Below are 21,064 nucleotides of genomic sequence, written 5' to 3' on the forward strand. Positions count from 1 at the left end.
TTTTACTGAAAAGTAAAATTAATAAATACACCACGAGTTTGCATGCCCGCAATGTTCGAGGTCCAGGGACTATTCGGGTCTTCATCTCTAACGAGTTCGTCGTTAATACCAAAAAGCCCGCGTATAGAAGGTGTGAATTTAAAATTGTAAAAATAAAAGTCTATACCAAAACCTAGTTCGTAAAAAATAGAGTTTTTGGTGGTTCTAAATTGCCCATTATTATTGTCTTCTGGGTTATTCTCGTTACTCGATAAGTTTAATGCTGTTGAAACCCCTCCAACAATAAAGGGTTTAAAATTATTAATGCGTTTTGTTGAAAGTTTTAATAAAAGCGGAATATGGATGTATGTAGATTTTACCTCTCTAACTAAATCTGATGCTTTAACATCTGGCACACCTTCAAACCATTCTTGGCTATAATAAAGTTCTCTTGTGGTTATTAATAAACCTGGTTCTAAGCGTACATCAATAAATTTATTTACTCGTAAATTACCAATTAAACCTACGCTAAAACCGGGGCTTTTTTTTACATATATATCGCGTAAATCTTCATTATAATCAAAATTAAAATCGTAGTTATTAATACCTAAATAATAACCCCAACGTAATAAATTGTTATCTGTAGAGCCTCTACCTTGGTTGGCATCATAACTCACTTTTTCTTTTTTAAATAGTTGAGCATTAGAGGTTTTAATGATAAATAAAAATGATATTAATGCAAGAAAATACTTCATAAAGTTACTTAGACGATTTATAAATTGTTGCCACACCAAATGTTTGTGGAAAATCTTCAACATTTATAAACCCAATATTACGTAAAATATTGTTTAAAGCTTCTCCAAAAGGAAAAACAGAAGCAGACTCGCATAAGTATTTATACGCACTTCTGTCTTTAGAAAAAACCTTTCCTATTAATGGTAATATGTTTTTTGTGTAAAAATTATAACCTTGTTTATATGGTGTTTTAGTAGGCATAGATGTTTCTAAAATTACAAAAGTACCGTTTGGTTTTAGAACTCTGTAAATTTCTTTTAAGCCATTTTCTAGGTTTTCAAAGTTTCTAACACCAAAAGCAACGGTTATAGCATCAAACGAGTTATCATCAAAAGGCATGTTTTCAGAATCACCTAAAACCATTTCTATTGTATTGTTTAAAGCCCTTTTTAAAATTTTTTGCTTTCCTATTTCTAACATTCCGCTGCTAATATCTAAACCAATAATTTTGGTTGCGCTGGTTTGGGCAAGGTTAATGGCTAAATCGCCAGTTCCTGTAGCAATATCTAAAATAGAGTCTGGGTTAGTTTCTTTAATCAAATTAACCACTTTTTTGCGCCATTTAACATCTATCCCGAAAGAGATAACACGGTTTAAACCATCGTAATCTCCAGAAATGGTATCAAACATTTTTGTTACTTGCTCCTTTTTTCCTAAGTCGCTGTTTTTGTAAGGCTTTATTTTTGACAAATCTTAAAAATTTTCAGCAAAGATAATCTTTTACAAAAGTATTACATAACAGGAGTATAAATAATTATATTGAATTGAAGTTATGATGAAATATCTAATTTATAGTATCTTTGTGGTACTTTTTATGATAAATAAACAATGAAAATTATTATTGCTGGAGCTGGTGAAGTAGGATTTCATTTAGCCAAATTGCTGTCTTACGAATCTCAAGAGATTACTTTAATAGACACAGATAAAGAGAGTTTAGCTTATGCAGACACGCACCTAGATATAAAAGTTATAAGAGGAGATTCAACCTCGATAGCCATTTTAAAAGAAGCACATGTAGATAATTGCGATTTATTTATAGCAGTTACAGCAAGCGAAACCACAAACATTACTATTTGTGTTTTAGCTAAACAATTGGGCGCTAAAAAAACCATTGCCAGAATAAGCAATACAGAATTTATTCATCATAAAGATGAAGTAGGGTTTACTAAATTTGGAATAGATGAGTTAATATCGCCAGAATCTTTAGCCGCAGCCGAAATAGAATTATCGCTAAAACAATCGTCCTTTAATGATACTTACGAGTTTGAAGAAGGCGCATTAACTATGGTTGGATTAACACTTTCAAGCTCTGCATCGTTTGTTGGAAAAACCGTTAAAGATGCAGCTAGAATTTTTCCAGAATTACACTTTGTACCCATAGCCATTCAGCGTTTTGGAACACAGTATACCATTATACCAAGAGGAGATACCGAATTTAAAAGAGGCGATAATGTTGTGTTTATTACCTCTGAAGGTGGCGGAGAAGAACTGTGTAAGCTTACAGGAAAATCTAATAGCGAAATGAAAAATGTTATGATTTTATCTGGAAGCCAAATAGGATACAAAACAGCAAGAGATTTAAGTGCAAAAGGGTTTAATGTGAAGCTTTTTGAAGCTAACAAAGAACGTGCATTTGATATTGCCGACGATTTGCCTAACGTGTTAGTAATACAAAGTGACGGTAGAAATGTAGATGTACTTGATGAAGAAAATATATGCGACATGGATGCCTTTATAGCAGTAGGAGCAAACTCTGAAACCAACATCATGTCTTGTTTAGTTGCAAAATCTAAAGGCGTAAAAAAAACTGTAGCCTTGGTTGAAAATATGGATTATTTTGAGCTTTCTCACTCTGTAGGTATAGAGACACTAATAAATAAAAAGCTGTTAGCAGCAAATAATATATTTAGATACATTCGTAAAGGCGAGGTTGTTGCTATGACAAAATTAAGTAACATGAATGCCGAGTTGTTAGAGTTTGAGGTTAAAGCAACATCATCAATTTGTAATAAATACATAAAAAACATTGATTTTCCTAGGTCTGCAATTATTGGAGGTGTGGTTAGAAATGGAGAAGGTGTTATTGCTTTAGGCGATTTTAAAATACAGGAAGGCGATAGGGTTGTAGTTTGTAGTTTATTACAGTCTATAAAAGGTGTTGAAAAATTATTCCGTTAAGATGAAATTAAACTACAAAATCATTTTTCATTTTTTAGGACTTCTGTTATTGTTTAACGGTGGTTTCATGTTACTATCTGCCTTAATAAGTTTAATTTATAAAGATGGTGTTACCTTTCAAATATTTTTAGCAGGAATTGCAACTTTAATAGTTGGGGTTATTGCTATGCTATTTACAAAAAAGCATAATAAAGAGATGAATAAGCGTGAAGGCTATATAGTGGTTAGCTTTGGCTGGATTATTATGTCTTTGTCTGGTGCTTTACCATATGTTTTTACAGAAAGTATACCTAGCTTTACAAATGCTTTTTTCGAAACTATGTCTGGTTACACCACAACTGGAGCTTCTATTTTAAACGATATAGAAGCTGTGCCAAAAGGCGTGTTGTTTTGGAGAAGTTTAACCCATTGGATTGGAGGTATGGGAATTATTGTATTGGCAATAGCTATATTGCCTTTGCTGGGCATTGGAGGTATGCAGCTTTTTGCAGCCGAAGCTCCTGGACCTAGTGCCGACAAACTACACCCAAGAATTACAGATACAGCTAAACGTTTATGGCTAATATATTTTGGTTATACTGCTGCAGAAACTTTATTGCTAAGTGTTGCAGGAATGTCGTTTTTTGATGCTATAAATCATGCCTTATGTACTTTGTCTACAGGTGGTTTTTCTACAAAAAATGCAAGTGTTGCTTATTGGAATAATAAGCCTATTATCCAGTATATTATTATTCTTTTTATGTTTTTAGCTGGTACAAATTTTGTGCTAAGTTATTTTGCTTTTAAAGGGAAAGTGCAAAAGGTTATACATGATGAAGAGTTTAAATTGTACTTTAAGTTTATTGCCATTTTTACAATAATAGCATCGGTTATAATTTATTTTAGAGCAGATGTGTCGGCTTCTTCAATAGCACATCCAATGGTTTGGGGACAGGCTGAAAGTGCGTTTAGGCATGCATTATTTCAAGTTATTTCTGTTGTCACAACAACAGGATTCGTAACGGCAGATTATACGTTATGGACACCCTTTTTAGTAGTTTTCTTTTTCGGTCTTATGTTTTTAGGAGGCTCGGCAGGAAGTACATCTGGAGGGGTAAAAGTTGTTCGTCATTTAATATTAATTAAAAATGGTTTTTTAGAGTTTAAGCGTACGCTTCATCCAAGTGCAATAGTTCCTGTTCGTTATAATAAAAGAGCCATTTCTGGCGATATTGTATTTAATATTCTTGGCTTTTTTATTTTATATATGTTATCGTTTATTATTGGGTCTTTAGTTTTTTCAATGTTTGGTTTAGATTTTAAATCGGCAATAGGTTTGGCGGCCTCTACTTTGGGTAACGTAGGTCCTGCTTTAGGCGATTTTGGTCCTGTAAATAATTATGCAGCATTACCGCCTTTAGGTAAATGGTGGGCTTCTTTTTTAATGCTTATAGGGCGTTTAGAGTTATTTACTGTTCTTATCTTATTTACCCCTTTTTTCTGGCGAAATAGATAAATTCACTATTGTATTTTTAATTTTTTATTAATCGTATTAATATGATGCGTGTTGTAATGTTTCTTAGTTTATACGGCGTTTTTTTATTGTTTTTAAAGTGAGTTTTTTTTATTAGTTGGTTGATTTTCATGATTTAGTGTGTTACATTTTTTCGTGTCATTCGTCTGTATTATATAACCAACATATACCGATTTTGTTTTCGGTATTAAAAATCATCAATCATGGAATTAGTATTATCAACCAAAAAAGTTAAAAACGTAACTAAACAAAAAGAAGATTTAATTAATAAGCCGTCAGGGTTTTTAACATCTCGATATAAGCAGGTGGTTAAATCTAATTTTAAAGCGAATAAGGCAGCATCAATTTTTAATTTAAGACAGCAAATTAAGAGTAGAGGCTATGCTACAAGTTGTATTATGGAAACATCATTAAAGTTATCCGTATTTTTAACAGCTATTCTTTTAATTTTTAATTAATTTTTTAGCGTTAAATAGGAGTCTTTAAAAAAGAAAAAGCTACTAAAATAAAATAGTAGCTTTTTATAATATTAAAGTTTTTGTTTATTAACTAACAACTTCTTTTATACGTTTTATAGCTTCAATAATTTGTTCTTGAGAGGCAGCATAAGAAATTCTAATACAGTTTGGATTTCCAAAAGCTTCACCAGTTACAGTAGCTACAAGGGCTTCTTCTAATAAGTATAAAGAAAAATCGGTAGCATTATTTATTTTCTTTCCTCGTAAAGTTTTTCCAAAGAAATGTGTTACATCTGGGAAGATATAAAAAGCACCATCTGGAGTATTTGCTTTAAAGCCTTCAATATTGTTTACTAAACCTAGTATTAAATCACGACGTTCTTTAAACTCATCGATCATATATTGAACACGAGAAGGTGGTTCGTTTAAAGCTGTAATTACAGCACGTTGTGCTATACAGTTGGCACCACTAGTCATTTGTCCTTGTAATTTGTTACAAGCTCTAGCGATTTTTTCTGGAGCGCCAATATATCCAATACGCCAACCAGTCATAGCAAAAGCTTTAGATACGCCGTTTACAGTAATGGTGTTGTTATACATGTCTTCAAATTCTGCCATACTAGCATGGCCTTGACCGTAGTTTATGTGCTCATAAATTTCATCAGAAACAACATAAATATTTGGGTGTTTTACTAATACATCGGCCAAAGCTCTTAGCTCTGTTTTACTATAAACAGAACCACTTGGGTTACAAGGCGAGCTAAACCAAACCATTTTTGTTTTGGGCGTAATAGCAGCTTCAAGTTGCTCTGGAGTCATTTTAAAATCTGTATCGATAGATGTTTTTACTTCAACAGGAACCCCGTCGTAAAGTTTTACAATATCAGAATAGCTTACCCAGTAAGGGCAAGGTAAAAGCACTTCATCCCCTTCGTTAAGCATTACACCTGCAACATTTGCTAAACATTGTTTTGCACCTGTAGAAACAACAATTTGAGATGGTGTATAAGTTAAATTATTATCGCGCTTAAATTTTGTAATAATGGCATCTTTTAATTCGCCATAACCATCTACCGGTGTGTACGAGTTGTAATTATCATTAACAGCTTGGATAGCTGCTTCTTTAATAAAGTCTGGTGTATTAAAGTCTGGCTCTCCTAAACTTAGGCCAATAATATCTTTTCCTTCACCTCTAAGTTCTCTTGCTTTTGCTGCCATTGCTAAAGTGGCAGACGTAGCCATGTTTAAAATTCTATCGGATAGTAATTGCATTTGTGGTTATTTATTTTGAAAAGTAAGTATATGTTTTAAGCAATACTAGGTTTTTTACCAAGTATTTTTAATTGATTGTAATGTTCTGCTACAGCTTGTATAAAGGTGTTGTATTCGTTGTATGGTAAACTAAATTCTTGAGCTGTTTCTTTAACTATTTTTGCTATTTTAGAGTAATGAATATGACTTATGTTAGCAAATAAATGGTGTTCTACTTGCCTATTTAGCCCACCAGTATAAAACCCAACTAACCAGCTTTTAGGAGAAAAGTTTGATGTTGTAAATAATTGGTGAATAGCCCAAGTATTTTTCATGTTCCCTTCTTTATCGGGTAAAGGCATTTCGGTATTTGGCATAACATGAGCTAATTGAAAAATTACACTTAATATAATACCAGCGGTATAGTGCATAACAAAAAAGCCAATTAAAACTTCCCACCATGCAAAACCTAATGATAAAGGAAGTACTACCCAAATAGAGTAGTATACAATTTTACCTATAATAAGTTTAGTCCATTGCGTTGCCGGATGTGGCATTTTGCCATAAGCTAATTTTCTTTTAAGGTATTTGTATGTTTGTGTAAAATCGGTAGTAATAGCCCAATTTGCTGTTAATAAACCATACAAAAAGAAGGCGTAATATTTTTGATATTTATGAAATTTAAACCATTTAGCGTGCTTTGAAAATCTAATAATTCTTCCAGCATCAATATCTTCATCGTGGCCTTGAATATTAGTATATGTGTGATGCAATACGTTGTGTTGTACTTTCCAATTATAGTCGTTTCCTGCTAAAATGTAAATACTGCTTCCCATTAATTTGTTTACCCATTTTTTACTAGAAAACGAGCCATGGTTTGCATCGTGCATAACATTCATGCCAACTCCGGCCATACCAATGCCAACAATTACCATACCTAATATTTGTGCCCAAGCAGGTAAATTAATAGTTAAAATTAAAACTACCGGAACTATTAGTAATGCAAACATTATAATAGCTTTGGTATATAGCTTCCAATTACCAGTTCGCTTTATATTGTTCTCCTTAAAGTAATCGTTAACACGTTTATTTAAGGTTTTAAAAAATTTTGCAGGATCTTTTCTTGAAAATGAAAGGGCTTGCTTATTCATAATATTTAGTTTAATCTAGATTGCTATAAAATAGGTTTATACAAATCTAAGGGCAAAGATATGTATTATCCAACGCAACAAAGAACGTTTTTATGTAAAAAAATGTATGCGAAAAGCATATTTTTGTTGAAAATTTAACATTGATGCGATATGTATTACTAAAATCTTTATTTTAATAATAAGGAGTGATGTAAATATGGTATCAATATATATTAAATGAAATATTAGTTGTTTTATGAAACTTATTTTAAAGTATTTTCCTAACCTTACTGAAGATCAAATTGATAAATTTGAAAAACTAGAATCCTTATATCAAGATTGGAACTTGAAAATAAATGTTGTTTCTAGGAAAGATATTGACGAGCTGTACTTACGCCATGTGTTACATGCCTTAGGGATAGCAAAAGTTTTAAGTTTTAAAGCAGGAACTAAAATTCTTGATGTTGGTACAGGAGGAGGTTTTCCAGGTATACCTTTAGCTATTTTGTTTCCAGATAGCTCGTTTCATTTGGTAGATAGTATTGCTAAAAAGTTAAAAGTTGTTGATGAGGTTACAACTGGATTAGGACTAACAAATGTAAAAACGACTCACAGTAGAGTAGAAGCAATTGATGAAAAATATGATTTTATAGTAAGTAGAGCAGTTGCAGCAATGCCAACATTTGTGCATTGGGTAAAAGGGAAAATAGCAAAACAACAAAACCACGAGCTTAAAAACGGTATCTTATATCTAAAAGGAGGCGATCTTACAGAAGAGCTTAAAGATTATAAAACAACCACAATTTATAATTTAAGCGATTATTTTGAAGAAGATTTTTACGAAACAAAAAAAGTGGTTCACCTACCAATGAAATATAAAGGTTAGCTATTTCATTTTTACTAAACTATTTAGGGCATTGTTGAAGTAGAAATACTGATTGTGAAACCAAAATGTATTATTATATTGTTCTATAGAAGAGATGGCGTTACTTGGAATAAGTATAGCGTTTGCTCTTTTAAAATTTAACTTAGCAAGTGCTATGTCGTTTGTTTTATAGTATGCTATGGCTAAGCCTAAATAAGCATCAAAATCCATAGTGTCAAATTTTATGGCTTCAGTAAAATCTGCTATAGCATTGGTGTAAGTGCCTAGTAGTAAACTAGAAGCGCCTCGATAAAAATAAGCAAAGGCATTATTTTTATTTAATTTTATAGCTTTTGTTAAATCAGAATGTGCTTCTTTATAATATTTAATATCTACTAAAAAAGCACCTCTATTAAAATAGTTGTTTGCACTTGGATTTATTAAAATAGCTGTAGAGTAATCTGTTAATGCATCTTTAAATTGTTCTATGGCTTTATAAGCAGTAGCTCTTAATATATAGGTGTTGGAGTTGTCTGGAACTTTTTTAATGACTTTAGAGAAATCTTTAATAGCATTTTCGTATTCTGCTAAATCTAGTTTAGTGCAGGCTAAGCTGTATAAAGCATCAATAAAACTATCGTCTAGCATTAATGCTTTTGCATAATCTTGTTTTGCTCCTACAAAATCTTTTATACTGTATTTAGAGTTTCCTCTATTATAATAGGTATCAGCATCTGGTTCTTCAACTATAATTTTAGAGTAATCTACAATAGCGCTATGGTATTCGCCTAAGTCGTTTTTGGCTAAAGCTCTGTAAAAATAGGCGTCTAAGTTTTTAGGGTCTTCTTCAATAACTTGATTAAGTAATGTTATTTTTTCATTTAAATCTGTGGTTCTAAGGGCTTTCCTATAAATTTTTTTTACTTGACTTATAGCAAGCAAAGGAAAGATTAAAATAAGGAGAAGAGATAGTTTTTTCATTAATTATAAATTATCAAAAAATATGCCATAATTAAAAATTAAAGTTAATCATATTTTTTATACTAAAAAGGATTAGTACTTGTAAATTTATCTAAAAAAGATATGAGTTGGCTAACTACTATTTGTATTTAAAATATTACATAGATGATTGAAAAATAATAATATTTATTGTATTTTGTCGATTATTTTTGCGTTTTAACGTTGAAAAATATTATATTTGCCTATCGGTTATTAAAAACCGTTAGTCTCACACAAAAAACATGAATCTATTTAATACTCAAATAATATACTCTTATGAGACAAATTAATCCCTCCAAAATTTTTTTAATTTTCATTGTTACGTTGTTTAGCTTTATTAGTAATGCTCAAGTTATACAAGTAGAGGTTATAGGGGGGGCTGTGGTTGCTTCAGGTTCTACCATATCTATTAATGCAGGTAGTGCTTTAGATTTTAGAATTACAAATACAGCCGCGGGATGTAATAGGCTTAGGGTAGATGGTGTAACTATTACTAATACTGCAGATTTTTCTATTTACGGATATAATCATCTGGGACGAGATGTAAGGTCGCAAAGTTGTAATAATTGGAAAAAATGGTCGGACTTTGTTGTTGTAAACGATAGTGGTTCTTGTTCTTCTACAAGTTCATTGGTTACTGTGCATCTTAGAAATCAAGCAGATTTTTCGTTTACACTACAAGTAAATTCCTCTCCAATTATTTCAGTTATTGGTGGAAATCCACCTGCCGATGTAATACACGGAGATACAACACCTTCTGATGAAAATGGAACTTATTTTGGTGTTGTTGAAGAAGGAGGTGTAGTAGTTAGAGATTTTTATATAACCAATACAGGTACTTGTGCGCTTAATATTTCATCAATCACATCATCATTGTCCGATTTTGTTTTAGATGGGTTTTTATTGTCTCCAACTTTAGTGCCTATGCCCTATACGGCTTCCATTGCTCCAGACGATTATGCTATTTTTAGGGTTATGTTTGTAGCTCCAGTTGGAGGGTCTGGTACGCTTACTTCTACAATTAATATAAGTAATAATGATAATACTACATATTCGTTTGATGTAAGTGCCGAAATGTTTGATTATAATATTCCTGGACCAGGAGGTGTTGTTGCCGATTTTAGATTATGGTTAAAGTCTACTCGTGGTGTTACCGAAACGGCATCAAAAGTATCTGTTTGGGCAGATTTAGGAACAAACTCTAAAAATGCAACACAGGCTGTTGTAGCAAACCAACCAACATATTTAGATAATGCTACAGATAATATTAACTATAACCCAGTTATTAAGTTTGAAAACGATGGCGCCACACTAGAACAGTATCTAGAAAATACAACAAATGGTTTTTATAGTCAAGATATATTTATTGTTATGATACCTGATGCTACGATAACTAGCGCATCTCCAAGAAATACGGTTTTTGCAGGAATTTCTACAGGTTTACCAGGGGATTTAACAGGGGTTGGTTTTGGAGATTATTCAGGAAGGTTTGTTAACGAAACGCTATCGTATAATCAAGATATCCCTGGTGGTGTAAATTTTAATGGAAAAGCAGTAATTAATACCTCTTACTCTAATGCTGGAATTATAAATGTTAGAAATGATTCAGATGTATTACTTACAGGGCAAGAAATTTTATATAATTCGAACGTATTAACAACTAGTACGGTAAGCGATGTGGCTTATGTTAATGTTGGTTTACCAGGTCCTCCAACTGTTTTAGGGTCTCAGTATTGGATTGGAAGAAATTTTGATGTTCAAGGTAGTTTAAATGGTAGAGTAGCTGAAATTTTTACGTTTGCCGAACGCGTAAGTGATGCCGATAGGCAAAAAATAGAATCGTATTTAGCTATTAAGTACGGTGTAACACTTGGGGCATCTGTCGAGGCTCAAAAAAACTATGTTAATTCTTTTAACTCTACAGTTTGGGATATTACCGCAAATTCGGGCTATAATTATCATGTTGCAGGAATAGGAAGAGATTCCATTTCAGATTTAAATCAAAAACAATCAAAAACCTTAAACCAATTAAACGAAGTAACTATAGGCTTAAATGGAATATTTCCAACAAATACCGAAAATGTAAACGAATTTAAAAAAGATGGCGATTTTTTAGTTTGGGGAAGTAATAACGATGTGTTTACAGGAACAAATACTAATACAATAACTGTGTCTAGTGGTATAACAACAGCATTAACGCGAATAGATAGACAATGGAAAATTATAGAATCTGTTGAAGATGTTAATGGCGATGTTAAAAATGTTTTTGTAAGCATTCCCGAAGCTGCATTTAGTGGGTTTGCTTTAGGTGCTAATGAAGAATATGCTTTGGTTGTGGCAGATAATGATGCTTTTGCTAATACAGATATTATTGATGTTATTCCTTTAGTTGCAGATGGTTCAGGTAATTTGCAAACCTGGTACGATTTTGATGGCACTAAATTTTTCACATTTGCTAAAGTTTCTAAATTATCAGGAAATCGTTCGGTAGCTATTGGAGCTAACGATTATTTAGTTGGCGAGTATAATGTAAATTTAAATATAGAAGCTTTTACAATTTCTGCTTGGGTTAAAAATACATCTAGTGCAAATACTAGAACAATAATGGCAAAAGGAAATAAGTTACAATTAAGATTAAACCCATCCAATCAAGTAGAAGTAATGATTGATGATGATGTAACTCCAAAGTTTACATCAACAATGGTGTTAAACGATGGTAATTGGCATCAAGTAAGTTTTGTATATAAAAGCGGAACTATATTTTTATATATCGATGGTGTTTTAGATAAATCTGAACAAAATGTAGAACCACCAACACCTAATTTTAATAGGTTTTCGGTGGGTGCTGTTTATGTGGATAAAGACAATATATTAAACCCGTTTTTAGGAGAAATAGACGAAGTTTATATTTGGGACCAAGGACTTACGCAAAATCAAGTACGCTATTTAATGAATCAAGAAATTGAGCGATTTGATGTAAGCGGGACAGACTATGTTAACGGAAAAGTACTGCCTCAAGCAGCTACAAGTAATGAAGTTACAACCATACCTTGGAGCGACCTAAGAACATATTATAACTTTAATTCGTTTTACGGAACTACGGTTGAAGGTTTGGCTGACGAAAGATATTTTTTAAGATTAAGATATTTAGATAAAGATAAAGAAATTGTTGATGCGCAAACCATTCCTGCACCATACGTTACCATTGCAGATGGTGCTTGGGATAACCCAGCAACATGGAGTTCAAGTGCCAATCAAGTATTGCCAAATACATTAAGTTTAGATGGTGTAACTGTAATTGATTGGAATATTGTTGAAACATCTCATAATATCACATCGGGTGATAGAAATATAGCCCTTTTAGGATTAAAACAAACAGGAGGAAAGTTAACCATAGCAGATCCAAATGAGTTTTTAGACGAATCAAATTCTGGACAAGGTTTAACCATTTCGCATTATTTAGAGGTTGATGGAATAATTGATTTAGTTGGCGAGTCGCAATTAATACAAACCGAAGGGAGTATTGTTGATGCCGATAGTGGAGGTTTTATCGAAAGAGACCAACAAGGAACTGCAAATGGATATAATTATAACTATTGGTCGTCATCAGTAGGTCCAATAACAGGTAATAATGCAACTCGAGGTACGGGTATATCGTCATCAAATGCAAGTCACTCTATTGCCGCCTTTTTAAATGATGGTTCGTTGTCTGCTTTTTACCAAAGTTTATTATTTAGCGCAAACCCAAATGGTAGTGGTACACCTCCACCACCGGGTTTTGCAAAAACAATAAGTACATATTGGCTAAATAAATATTATGGCACAGCTAATGATTATTATGCTTGGGCAAAAATAAACGAATCAACACCTTTAGCAGCTGGCGAAGGTTTTACAATGAAAGGTACTTCAGGAGCAGTAGCCATTTCTTTAGAGCAAAACTATGTGTTTACCGGAATACCAAATAATGGCGATATTACTTTAGAGTTAGATAATTCTTCTGGCGAGGTGGGGCGTTTGGTTGGTAACCCGTATCCATCTGCCATTGATGCCGAAGAGTTTATATTAGATAATTTAAGTGTAGCCGATGGTGGGAATAATACATCAGGAACCGTGTTTAATGGTGCCTTATATTTCTGGGATCATTTTGGAGAACAAAATAGTCATGTATTAGCCGAGTATGTTGGTGGTTATGCAACCAGAAATTTAACAGGTGGTACAATTGCTATTTCTAATGATGCTAGGATTAATAATAATCTAGCCACAGGAACAAAAATACCAGGGCAATATGTTGCTGTAAATCAAGGTTTTTTCGTGTCTACAGCTATTGATGGTTTTAATAATGATAACGGTACACCAATAGTAACTGTAGATGGAGGCGATATTATTTTTAAAAACAGCCAACGTGTATTTGCAACCGAAGATGGTTCTACATCAATGTTTGTAAAATCGTCTACAAATAAAAAGAAAAGTAGTGCAAATAATAAAACCAATAATACACCTAGAATTAAATTAATGTATCAGTCTCCTAAAGGCTATCATAGACAAATACTTGTTGGGGCTAATAAAAATGCTTCGATAGACTTTGATATGGGTTACGATGCTTTTATGACAGATGTTGCAGAAGAGGATATGTATTGGTATTTTGATGAAAGTAAATTTGTAATACAAGGCGTAGATAAGTTTGATGACTCTCAAGAGTTTGGTTTAGGTTTAGTTGTTAAACAAGCTGGAATAATAAAGATTAAGCTGGATGTTATCGAAAATTTTGATGAAAACATAGCGCTTTTTATAAAAGATGCTTCAACTGGCGAAACGTATAATATAAATAATAATTCGTTCGATTTGTTTTTAGATCCAGGAGTTTATAACGATAGGTTTTCGCTTGTATTTCAAAGTAAAAATGCATTATCGGTAACAGAAGAAAGTAAGGTTTTAAATAACGTTTTAGTGTATTATGATTCTAATTCAGGCGAATTAAAGTTAGTTAATAAATATGGTGTATATGTTTCAAATATAAGCTTGTATAGTGTTCTAGGGCAAAATGTACTAGAGGCTAAGATAAACTCTTCTATAAATGAGTCTATACCTTTTACGGTTGCAGCAGGAACATATATTGTAAAATTAAATACAGAGCAAGGAAAGTTAAATAAAAAAATAATTATAGATTAGTTTGTTTTATTATTTGAGTATTGCCATTGTTTTATAAAATTTAATATTGGTAATAAAAAAAAGAGACTATCTAAACTTAGATAGTCTCTTTTTATATGCGTGTTTTTTTAGGAATTACTCTCCTAAAAATGGGTATCTGTAATCTGTAGGAGTTACAAATGTTTCTTTAATCATTCTTGGCGATACCCAACGTAATAAGTTCTGGGCACTACCAGCTTTATCGTTAGTTCCAGATGCTCTGGCGCCACCAAATGGTTGTTGTCCTACAACGGCTCCAGTTGGTTTGTCGTTTATATAAAAGTTTCCTGCGGCATTTTGTAACGCTTCAGTTGCTTGTGTAACTGCATAGCGGTCTTTAGCTAAGATAGCTCCAGTTAGTGCATACTCACTAGTTTCGTCTACTAGTTTTAAAGTTTCCGCGTAAGCGTCATCTGCATATACATATATAGTAATTACTGGGCCAAAAAGTTCTGTACACATTGTTGTGTATTTAGGGTCTTTGGTAACAATAACAGTAGGCTCAATAAAATAACCTTTGCTTTTATCGTAATTTCCGCCAGCAATAATTTCGGCATCAGCATCAGCTTTAGCGCCATCAATATATTTTGCTAATTTGTCAAACGATCCCTCGTGAATTACAGCGGTAATAAAGTTGTTCATGTCTTCTGGCGATCCCATTTTAAAAGACTTTAAATCTTCTAAAACAAAGTTTTTAACCTCGCTCCATAAGCTTTGTGGAATATAAGCTCTAGATGCTGCGCTACATTTTTGACCTTGAAACTCGAAAGCGCCACGAACTATGGCTGTTGCTACTTGTTTAGCATTTGCCGATTTATGTGCTACTATAAAATCTTTACCACCAGTTTCTCCAACAATTCTTGGGTAAGTTTTATAGTTATGTATATTATTTCCTATTTGTTTCCAAAGTTCTTTAAATATAAATGTAGAACCTGTAAAGTGTAAACCAGAAAAATCTGGACTTGCCATTACAGTATTAGTAATCATTACAGGGTCTCCAAAAACAACGTTTATTACCCCTGGAGGTACACCGGCTTCTTCAAAAACATCCATAATTACTTTTGCAGAATATATTTGGCTGTCACTTGGTTTCCAAACCACAACATTACCCATTAAAGCCATACAGGCTGGTAAGTTTCCTGCAATAGCGGTAAAGTTAAATGGGGTTACAGCGTAAGTAAATCCTTCAAGAGGACGGTATTCTATACGGTTCCAGGCATCGCTTGTGCTTTCTGGTTGCTCCATATAAATATCTGTCATGAACTGTACGTTAAAACGTAAGAAATCTATAAACTCGCAAGCAGCGTCAATTTCTGCTTGATGTATAGTTTTAGATTGCGCAATCATGGTTGCTGCATTAATTTTAGCTCTGTAAGGGCCCGCAATTAATTCGGCTGCTTTTAAAAAGATACCTGCGCGTTGTTCCCAAGGCATTTTAGACCATGTTTTTCTTGCTTCTAAAGCCGTGGAAATGGCATCGTCTATATGGTTTTGTTCTGCTAAATGGTAGGTTCCTACAATGTGCTGGTGGTCGTGTGGAGGCGACATGGTTCTGGTATTTCCAGTTTCTATATTTTTACCGTTTATATATAAAGGCACATCAATTTGACTATTAAACATTGCTTTGTAAGCCTTAAGTACTGCATCTCGCTCTGGCGAGCCTGGAGCATAAGATTTTACAGGTTCGTTAACAGCAATTGGTACATTAAAAAAGCCTTTTCCCATGATTTTTAATTTTTTGTTATAGAATTTTCAGTAAATGAGCAGCAAATTTACGAATAATTAAAGTATTATTTTAGGCTATGGCTTCTTAAAAGCAAGTTAAATTTTATTTATTTTTTGTAAGTTGCCAATGCGTTTTAAGACTACGTTTTATATGTGTACAGTTACAATAATACCAAAAGGAAGAACTAGCTTTGTGTTAACTTCAAACAGAGACGAGGCCCCAGACAGAGTATCGTTAACCCCAGAATTTTATACTATTAGTAATACAAAATTACTTTTTCCAAAAGATAAAAAGGGAGGTACATGGATTGGTGTTAGTGAAAAAAATCGTGTGGTTTGTGTACTAAACGGTGGTTTTGTAAAACATAAAAGACAAGCAAATTATAGGAAAAGCCGAGGTGTTGTGGCTAATGATTTTATGATTGCTAATAATATTGAAGCAACCGTACAATCTTATAATCTGGATGGTATTGAGCCTTTTACAATGGTTATAGCCGATTGGAATTTTGGTTTAAAATTTTTCGAGCTTGTTTGGAATGGTGAGTGTAAACATTTTGTAGAGTTGCCTTTAGAGCCTAGAATTTGGTCGTCTTCAACATTGTACAATGCAAGTATGCAACGCGAACGCCAACAATGGTTTAAAAATTTTGAGGGCTTAAATACTTTAAATGCAAATTCGGTATTAAAGTTTCATAAAGATACCGATATTGAAAATAAGGATTATGGCGTAATAATGGATAGAGGTTTTGTAAAAACAACAAGTATAACTCAAATTGAAAAACAAGATAATAAGGTTAGCATGCGATATGAAAGTCTTAATAGCAATAGAGTAACTACTAATACATTTAATATTCCAGAAATAATTAATGGATAATACAGGTATTATTTTAACATTGGCTTATCCAGATACTATTGTTATGGTTTCTGAAGAGTGGTTCTCGCCTTTTTTAAGATTTTTAGGTATTGGTAAGAAAGATTATTTGCGAGCAGGCCATGCGGCTTTGGTGCTTATTAATAAGGAAACGGGAGTTTTAGAATATCATGATTTTGGACGTTATATAACTCCCGAACCTAACGGTAGGGTTCGAGGAAACGATACCGATAATGAGTTGTGTTTTCCTTTAAAAGCTGAAATAGAAAATAATGCAATTAAAAATTTAGATGCTATTTTAAAGTTTTTGGCAACACACCCTAAATTAACACATGGCGATGGGAAACTAGTAGCTTCGGTTTGTAAAGCAGTTAATTATCAAAAAGCGCGAGTTCATATAACCAAAATGCAAAACAAGCATTTTATAAGGTATGCTGCTTTTATTAAAGGAGCTTGTAACTGTGCTCGATTTGTTACCGATACTTTAATTGCATCAGTAACAGATGTTAAAATTAAAAAACGCTTACAAAACTCTAAATGGTTTACACCAAGTACGGTAGGTAATGTATTGTTGGCAGATACCGAAAATTATCCTTATCAAGCTTCAGAGGTTGGTGTAATTACTCAATTTAAAGGTTCTCAGCAAAGTGAAAATTTACGTTGTTTTTTAGATCGGTTAAAGCATCATAAAGTAAATTTAATAGGTACATTAAAGCCTAAGCCAGTTGCGGGGTTGCATAAAAATGCGCAATGGTTAGCTGGTATTGCTGCTGGTGCTTGGTTTGAGTTGTATAAAACAGAAATCGAAAACGAGTATTTTTTTAAGCGTATTTCACCTTTCGGAAATATTGATGTTCATGATAAATATATTATAGGCGAAAGCGGATTTAATTACGACCTAGATTATGAGTTTATACATTACTCAAACTGTAAATTTTTTCATATAAAACAAAATGGCGTTGTGTATAGGTTTGATAGAAAAGCTAAACCTTGAATAAATTAAACAGCAGAAGCAGAATAAGATATTAGTATTTTTCTAAAACTTTATTAACTTAGTTTTGTAATTAATATTATAAGTTAAATGAAATTTATATGCGTTTTTTTAGTGGTTTCGTTTCTATTAAGTTGTTCTAGCGAAGCTCAAATATATCCAAATAAAGAGTGGTTAATAAATGAAAATCCAGAGGATTCTGGTTGGGATGATATTGATAGATCTCAGTTTACACGATATATAATAAACGAAACTAATATTACAGGTTTAGTTATTGTTCATAAAGGGCAAATTGTTTTGCAGTATGGCGATATTGAAGAAAATAGTTATATCGCTTCGTGCAGAAAAAGTGTTTTAGCTATGTTGTTTGGAAAATATGTTGAAAACGGTACTATTAACTTAGATAAAACGTTAGGCGAATTAAATATTAGCGATGTAAATCCGTTGCTTCCAATTGAAAAAAAAGCTAGAATACGAGATTTAATTTCTGCTAAATCGGGTGTGTATTTAAATGGTTCTAATGGAGGTGATTTTAGAAGGTTTGCTCCAGAAAGAGGTTCTGTAAATCCAGGTGCGTATTGGTTGTATAATAACTGGGATTTTAATGTTGCAGGTTTTATTTTTGAACAAGAAACTAAAAGCAATATTTATAACGAAGTAGAATCTCAACTAGTATTACCATTACAAATGCAAGATTGGGATAAATCGTTGCAAACCAAAAATGGCGATTATAAGATTTCTAAATTTCCAGCATACCACATGTGGTTTTCAACCAGAGATATGGCGCGTTTAGGGTTGCTTATGTTAAGAAAGGGTAAATGGAAAAATAAACAAATAATACCAGAACATTGGGTTAGCGAAATAGTTAAACAGCGTACTTCGTATAAAGAGGCTCAAAAAAATGTACCGTTACTTAAAGAAGATGGTCTAGATTTAGGTTATGGGTATATGTGGTGGTTAATAGAAAATACAAATGATTATAAATTAAAAAATGCTTATTCTGCTCAAGGCGCTATTGGGCAAAATATTACAGTTTATCCAGAAATAGATGTTGTTCTTGCATATAAAACCAAAAGCGATTATAGGAGAAGAAACTCTATTCAAACCCAAATGGAAGTTATAAAGAAAGCTGTAGAGATTTATAGTCTCAAATAAAATTAGTTAATAGCAAAAGGGGCGCTTAATTTAAATGTAGGTATGGCAACTTCAAATTTTTGTGTAGTTGTAAAATTTATCATGCTATAATGACCTTGCATAGCACCAAATGGCGAAGTTAATAAACAGCCAGAAGTGTAAGTGTGAGATTCTCCTGGTTTTAGTACAGGCTTTTTACCAATAACACCTTCACCAGAAACCACTTCAACATTATTTAATGCGTCTAAAATTTCCCAATGGCGTGCATTAAGTTGTACAGAGTCTTTACTTTGATTTTCTATGGTAACCGTGTAGCCAAAGGCATACTGTATTTTATAATTTTTATAAAATGAACCTTCGAAATGAGTTTCGACTGAAATTTTTATTCCCTTTGTAACCTGTTGAACCATTGATGAGCAAAGTATTATCGGCTGCTAAAATAATAAATATTAAGCGGTTAACGTAAATTTTAACGTGTTAGATGGTAATTATTAGATAAAATGCATTTTTAATCAGTAATAGTTGTTTAAAAATCAATTATAACGAGTTGTATTTTATTTATTTTGTTGCTCTTTTTTCAGTTTAATTAGAAATATTGGTGGACGATACTTGGTTAAAGCCAATAATACGATCGTAGCGCGCACCTAAATCTCTATAATAAACCAATACCTTATAGTTGTTTTCGGTTTGCCAAAAGTTGCCACTTATGGCGCCTTCATTTAATGTATTGTCTTTATTTACTACTACATATTTGTAGTTGTAAAACCCTTGTTTAAGTATTAAGTTGGTTTCGTATAAGTTGCGTTTGGCGTTGTAGGTCATTTTGTTGTAATCATTTAAAGCATAGTTGTTGTAATTGCCATAAATGTATATGCTTTCACCGTTTGTAAGTTCTGGGTAATTTAAAGAAAAGTGTACTTGTACATAATCGGCCTCAATAGAAACATCATCTCTATCAATGGCAACAATTTTAAATTGCCCGTTAATATCTGGGTTGTAGGTATAGGGTAAATTGTATCTAGCTAAATCAGTATATAAATAAGATTGATAAATGTCTTCTAAAGCAATAGATTGTATTCGATTGGTGGCGGCTCTAACATCTTTAGTCTCGAAAAACAAGTATTCATTTCCTGCTAAAAAAGCTGTTTCTTTGGTATATCTATATATGAGTGTATGGCCTACGGTGTATTGTGGTTTTAGGTTTGAAATAGCGGTGTTTAAATTGCTGTTTTGTATAATTAGCGTTTTTACTGTTTGTTGCGGGTTGTTAATTTGGGTGCCACATTCAATTTCAATATCAACGGTTTGAGTGGTTTCAATGTTGCTTACATCTCTAGATCTTTTAATAGCAATACCTGGTGTTACTTTATCTTCATAAATCATAAATTTCCTAGAGAAAACTAAGTCGCCAAACGAATCGAAAATTGAAATGATGTAGTTTCCAGATACTTTTAAGCGTTTAGTTTGTTGATTAGGTATTGCTAAACTGTAATGCGAATACATTTTAAAAGTATTGAAAGAGTTTGTGTAATCTTGAATTCTAAAATTATCAACACCAAGAAGGTACTCGGGTTTTACTAAAATTGATGGTTGCCAATTATAATCGCAATGTTCAATTTTATAATAAAAATCAGGCTCGTCGGCAACAAGAGCATCAAATTCTAAAAAAAATGTCTCACCTAGTTTTATTATAGGTAATTCGCCTAAATCGGTACTATTGCTTTTAAAAGTAATTGATTTTATGTAATCAGGAGGGTTTATTTCTGCGACTTGGCTATAAATAAGCCCCGAAGCTATTAGGCATAAATAATTAAGAATGCGTTTAAAAGACATTTAAGAGTTTTTTTGTAAAGGTAAACAAAATCTATGCCTAAGCTCAGTCTTTTATTTAGAATTAATATAAATAACAAACAGCGAATAATTTGGTTAACAAATTAGCTATTTATTCGTATTTTTGCACCGATTTTTAGACAACTAATTTCAATAAA

At 32.5% G+C, this 21,064-nt stretch carries 16 protein-coding genes; 8 read left to right on the top strand and 8 right to left on the bottom strand.

Going from position 1 to position 21,064, the window contains the following annotated elements:
- Positions 1–2: 2 nt before the first annotated feature.
- Both porT and ubiE read right to left on the bottom strand, forming a co-directional pair.
- A complete protein-coding gene (gene porT, locus ACNG5D_RS12410; protein ID WP_418183843.1) occupies positions 3–734 on the bottom strand; it encodes a type IX secretion/gliding motility protein PorT/SprT in 732 nt (243 codons plus the stop codon).
- A gap of 4 nt (positions 735–738) precedes the next feature.
- Positions 739–1,464, bottom strand: a complete 726-nt coding sequence (gene ubiE, locus ACNG5D_RS12415) for a bifunctional demethylmenaquinone methyltransferase/2-methoxy-6-polyprenyl-1,4-benzoquinol methylase UbiE (protein ID WP_418183844.1) — start codon at positions 1,462–1,464, stop codon at positions 739–741.
- Positions 1,465–1,602: 138 nt separating this feature from the next.
- Between ubiE and trkA the strand changes: the two genes are divergently transcribed.
- The 3 genes from trkA (at position 1,603) to ACNG5D_RS12430 (ending at position 4,923) form a co-directional block, all read left to right on the top strand.
- Positions 1,603–2,952, top strand: a complete 1,350-nt coding sequence (trkA, locus tag ACNG5D_RS12420) for a Trk system potassium transporter TrkA (protein ID WP_418183845.1) — start codon at positions 1,603–1,605, stop codon at positions 2,950–2,952.
- 1 nt (position 2,953) lies between these two features.
- On the top strand, positions 2,954–4,447 hold the full coding sequence (locus ACNG5D_RS12425; RefSeq protein WP_418183846.1) for a TrkH family potassium uptake protein: 1,494 nt from the start codon (positions 2,954–2,956) through the stop codon (positions 4,445–4,447).
- A 221-nt stretch (positions 4,448–4,668) separates the two neighbouring features.
- Complete coding sequence (locus ACNG5D_RS12430; RefSeq protein WP_418183847.1) at positions 4,669–4,923, top strand: hypothetical protein; 255 nt, start codon at positions 4,669–4,671, stop codon at positions 4,921–4,923.
- Between the two features lie 87 nt (positions 4,924–5,010).
- On the opposite strand, the gene ACNG5D_RS12435 is transcribed toward ACNG5D_RS12430, so the two are convergent.
- Complete coding sequence (locus tag ACNG5D_RS12435; protein ID WP_418183848.1) at positions 5,011–6,195, bottom strand: pyridoxal phosphate-dependent aminotransferase; 1,185 nt, start codon at positions 6,193–6,195, stop codon at positions 5,011–5,013.
- A gap of 35 nt (positions 6,196–6,230) precedes the next feature.
- Entirely contained in the window at positions 6,231–7,325 is a 1,095-nt protein-coding gene (locus ACNG5D_RS12440) for a fatty acid desaturase family protein (RefSeq protein WP_418183849.1), read from the bottom strand.
- Positions 7,326–7,560: 235 nt separating this feature from the next.
- Here ACNG5D_RS12440 and rsmG point away from each other — a divergent pair, with 235 nt between their 5' ends.
- Positions 7,561–8,190: a 16S rRNA (guanine(527)-N(7))-methyltransferase RsmG gene (gene rsmG, locus ACNG5D_RS12445; protein WP_418183850.1), complete on the top strand. Its 630-nt coding sequence runs from the start codon at positions 7,561–7,563 to the stop codon at positions 8,188–8,190.
- On the opposite strand, the gene ACNG5D_RS12450 is transcribed toward rsmG, so the two are convergent.
- Positions 8,191–9,150 carry a tetratricopeptide repeat protein gene (locus ACNG5D_RS12450; RefSeq protein ID WP_418183851.1) on the bottom strand — a complete coding sequence of 320 codons (960 nt, stop codon included), beginning with the start codon at positions 9,148–9,150 and terminating at the stop codon, positions 8,191–8,193.
- Between the two features lie 294 nt (positions 9,151–9,444).
- Between ACNG5D_RS12450 and ACNG5D_RS12455 the strand changes: the two genes are divergently transcribed.
- Positions 9,445–14,337 carry a DUF8202 domain-containing protein gene (locus tag ACNG5D_RS12455; protein ID WP_418183852.1) on the top strand — a complete coding sequence of 1,631 codons (4,893 nt, stop codon included), beginning with the start codon at positions 9,445–9,447 and terminating at the stop codon, positions 14,335–14,337.
- A gap of 114 nt (positions 14,338–14,451) precedes the next feature.
- Here ACNG5D_RS12455 and pruA read toward each other — a convergent pair whose 3' ends face one another.
- Positions 14,452–16,080, bottom strand: coding sequence for an L-glutamate gamma-semialdehyde dehydrogenase (gene pruA, locus ACNG5D_RS12460; protein ID WP_418183853.1), 1,629 nt, complete (start codon positions 16,078–16,080; stop codon positions 14,452–14,454).
- 151 nt (positions 16,081–16,231) lie between these two features.
- On the opposite strand from pruA, the gene ACNG5D_RS12465 reads away from it, so the two are divergent.
- The 3 genes from ACNG5D_RS12465 to ACNG5D_RS12475 all read left to right on the top strand — a co-directional run bounded on the left by ACNG5D_RS12465 (position 16,232) and on the right by ACNG5D_RS12475 (position 19,097).
- Positions 16,232–16,954, top strand: a complete 723-nt coding sequence (locus tag ACNG5D_RS12465) for an NRDE family protein (RefSeq protein WP_418183854.1) — start codon at positions 16,232–16,234, stop codon at positions 16,952–16,954.
- Positions 16,947–17,945 carry a DUF6695 family protein gene (locus tag ACNG5D_RS12470; RefSeq protein ID WP_418183855.1) on the top strand — a complete coding sequence of 333 codons (999 nt, stop codon included), beginning with the start codon at positions 16,947–16,949 and terminating at the stop codon, positions 17,943–17,945. Before ACNG5D_RS12465 ends, ACNG5D_RS12470 begins: the two co-directional genes overlap by 8 nt.
- An 87-nt stretch (positions 17,946–18,032) precedes the next feature.
- Positions 18,033–19,097, top strand: a complete 1,065-nt coding sequence (locus ACNG5D_RS12475) for a serine hydrolase domain-containing protein (protein ID WP_418183856.1) — start codon at positions 18,033–18,035, stop codon at positions 19,095–19,097.
- Positions 19,098–19,099: 2 nt separating this feature from the next.
- Here ACNG5D_RS12475 and apaG read toward each other — a convergent pair whose 3' ends face one another.
- Positions 19,100–19,486, bottom strand: coding sequence for a Co2+/Mg2+ efflux protein ApaG (apaG, locus tag ACNG5D_RS12480; protein WP_418183857.1), 387 nt, complete (start codon positions 19,484–19,486; stop codon positions 19,100–19,102).
- 172 nt (positions 19,487–19,658) lie between these two features.
- Positions 19,659–20,909, bottom strand: coding sequence for a type IX secretion system plug protein (locus tag ACNG5D_RS12485; protein ID WP_418183858.1), 1,251 nt, complete (start codon positions 20,907–20,909; stop codon positions 19,659–19,661).
- Positions 20,910–21,064: the final 155 nt, after the last annotated feature.

Origin of the sequence: Algibacter ulvanivorans (assembly GCF_048381495.1) — a bacterium.
In the GTDB taxonomy this organism is placed as follows: Bacteria; Bacteroidota; Bacteroidia; order Flavobacteriales; family Flavobacteriaceae; genus Algibacter_B; species Algibacter_B ulvanivorans.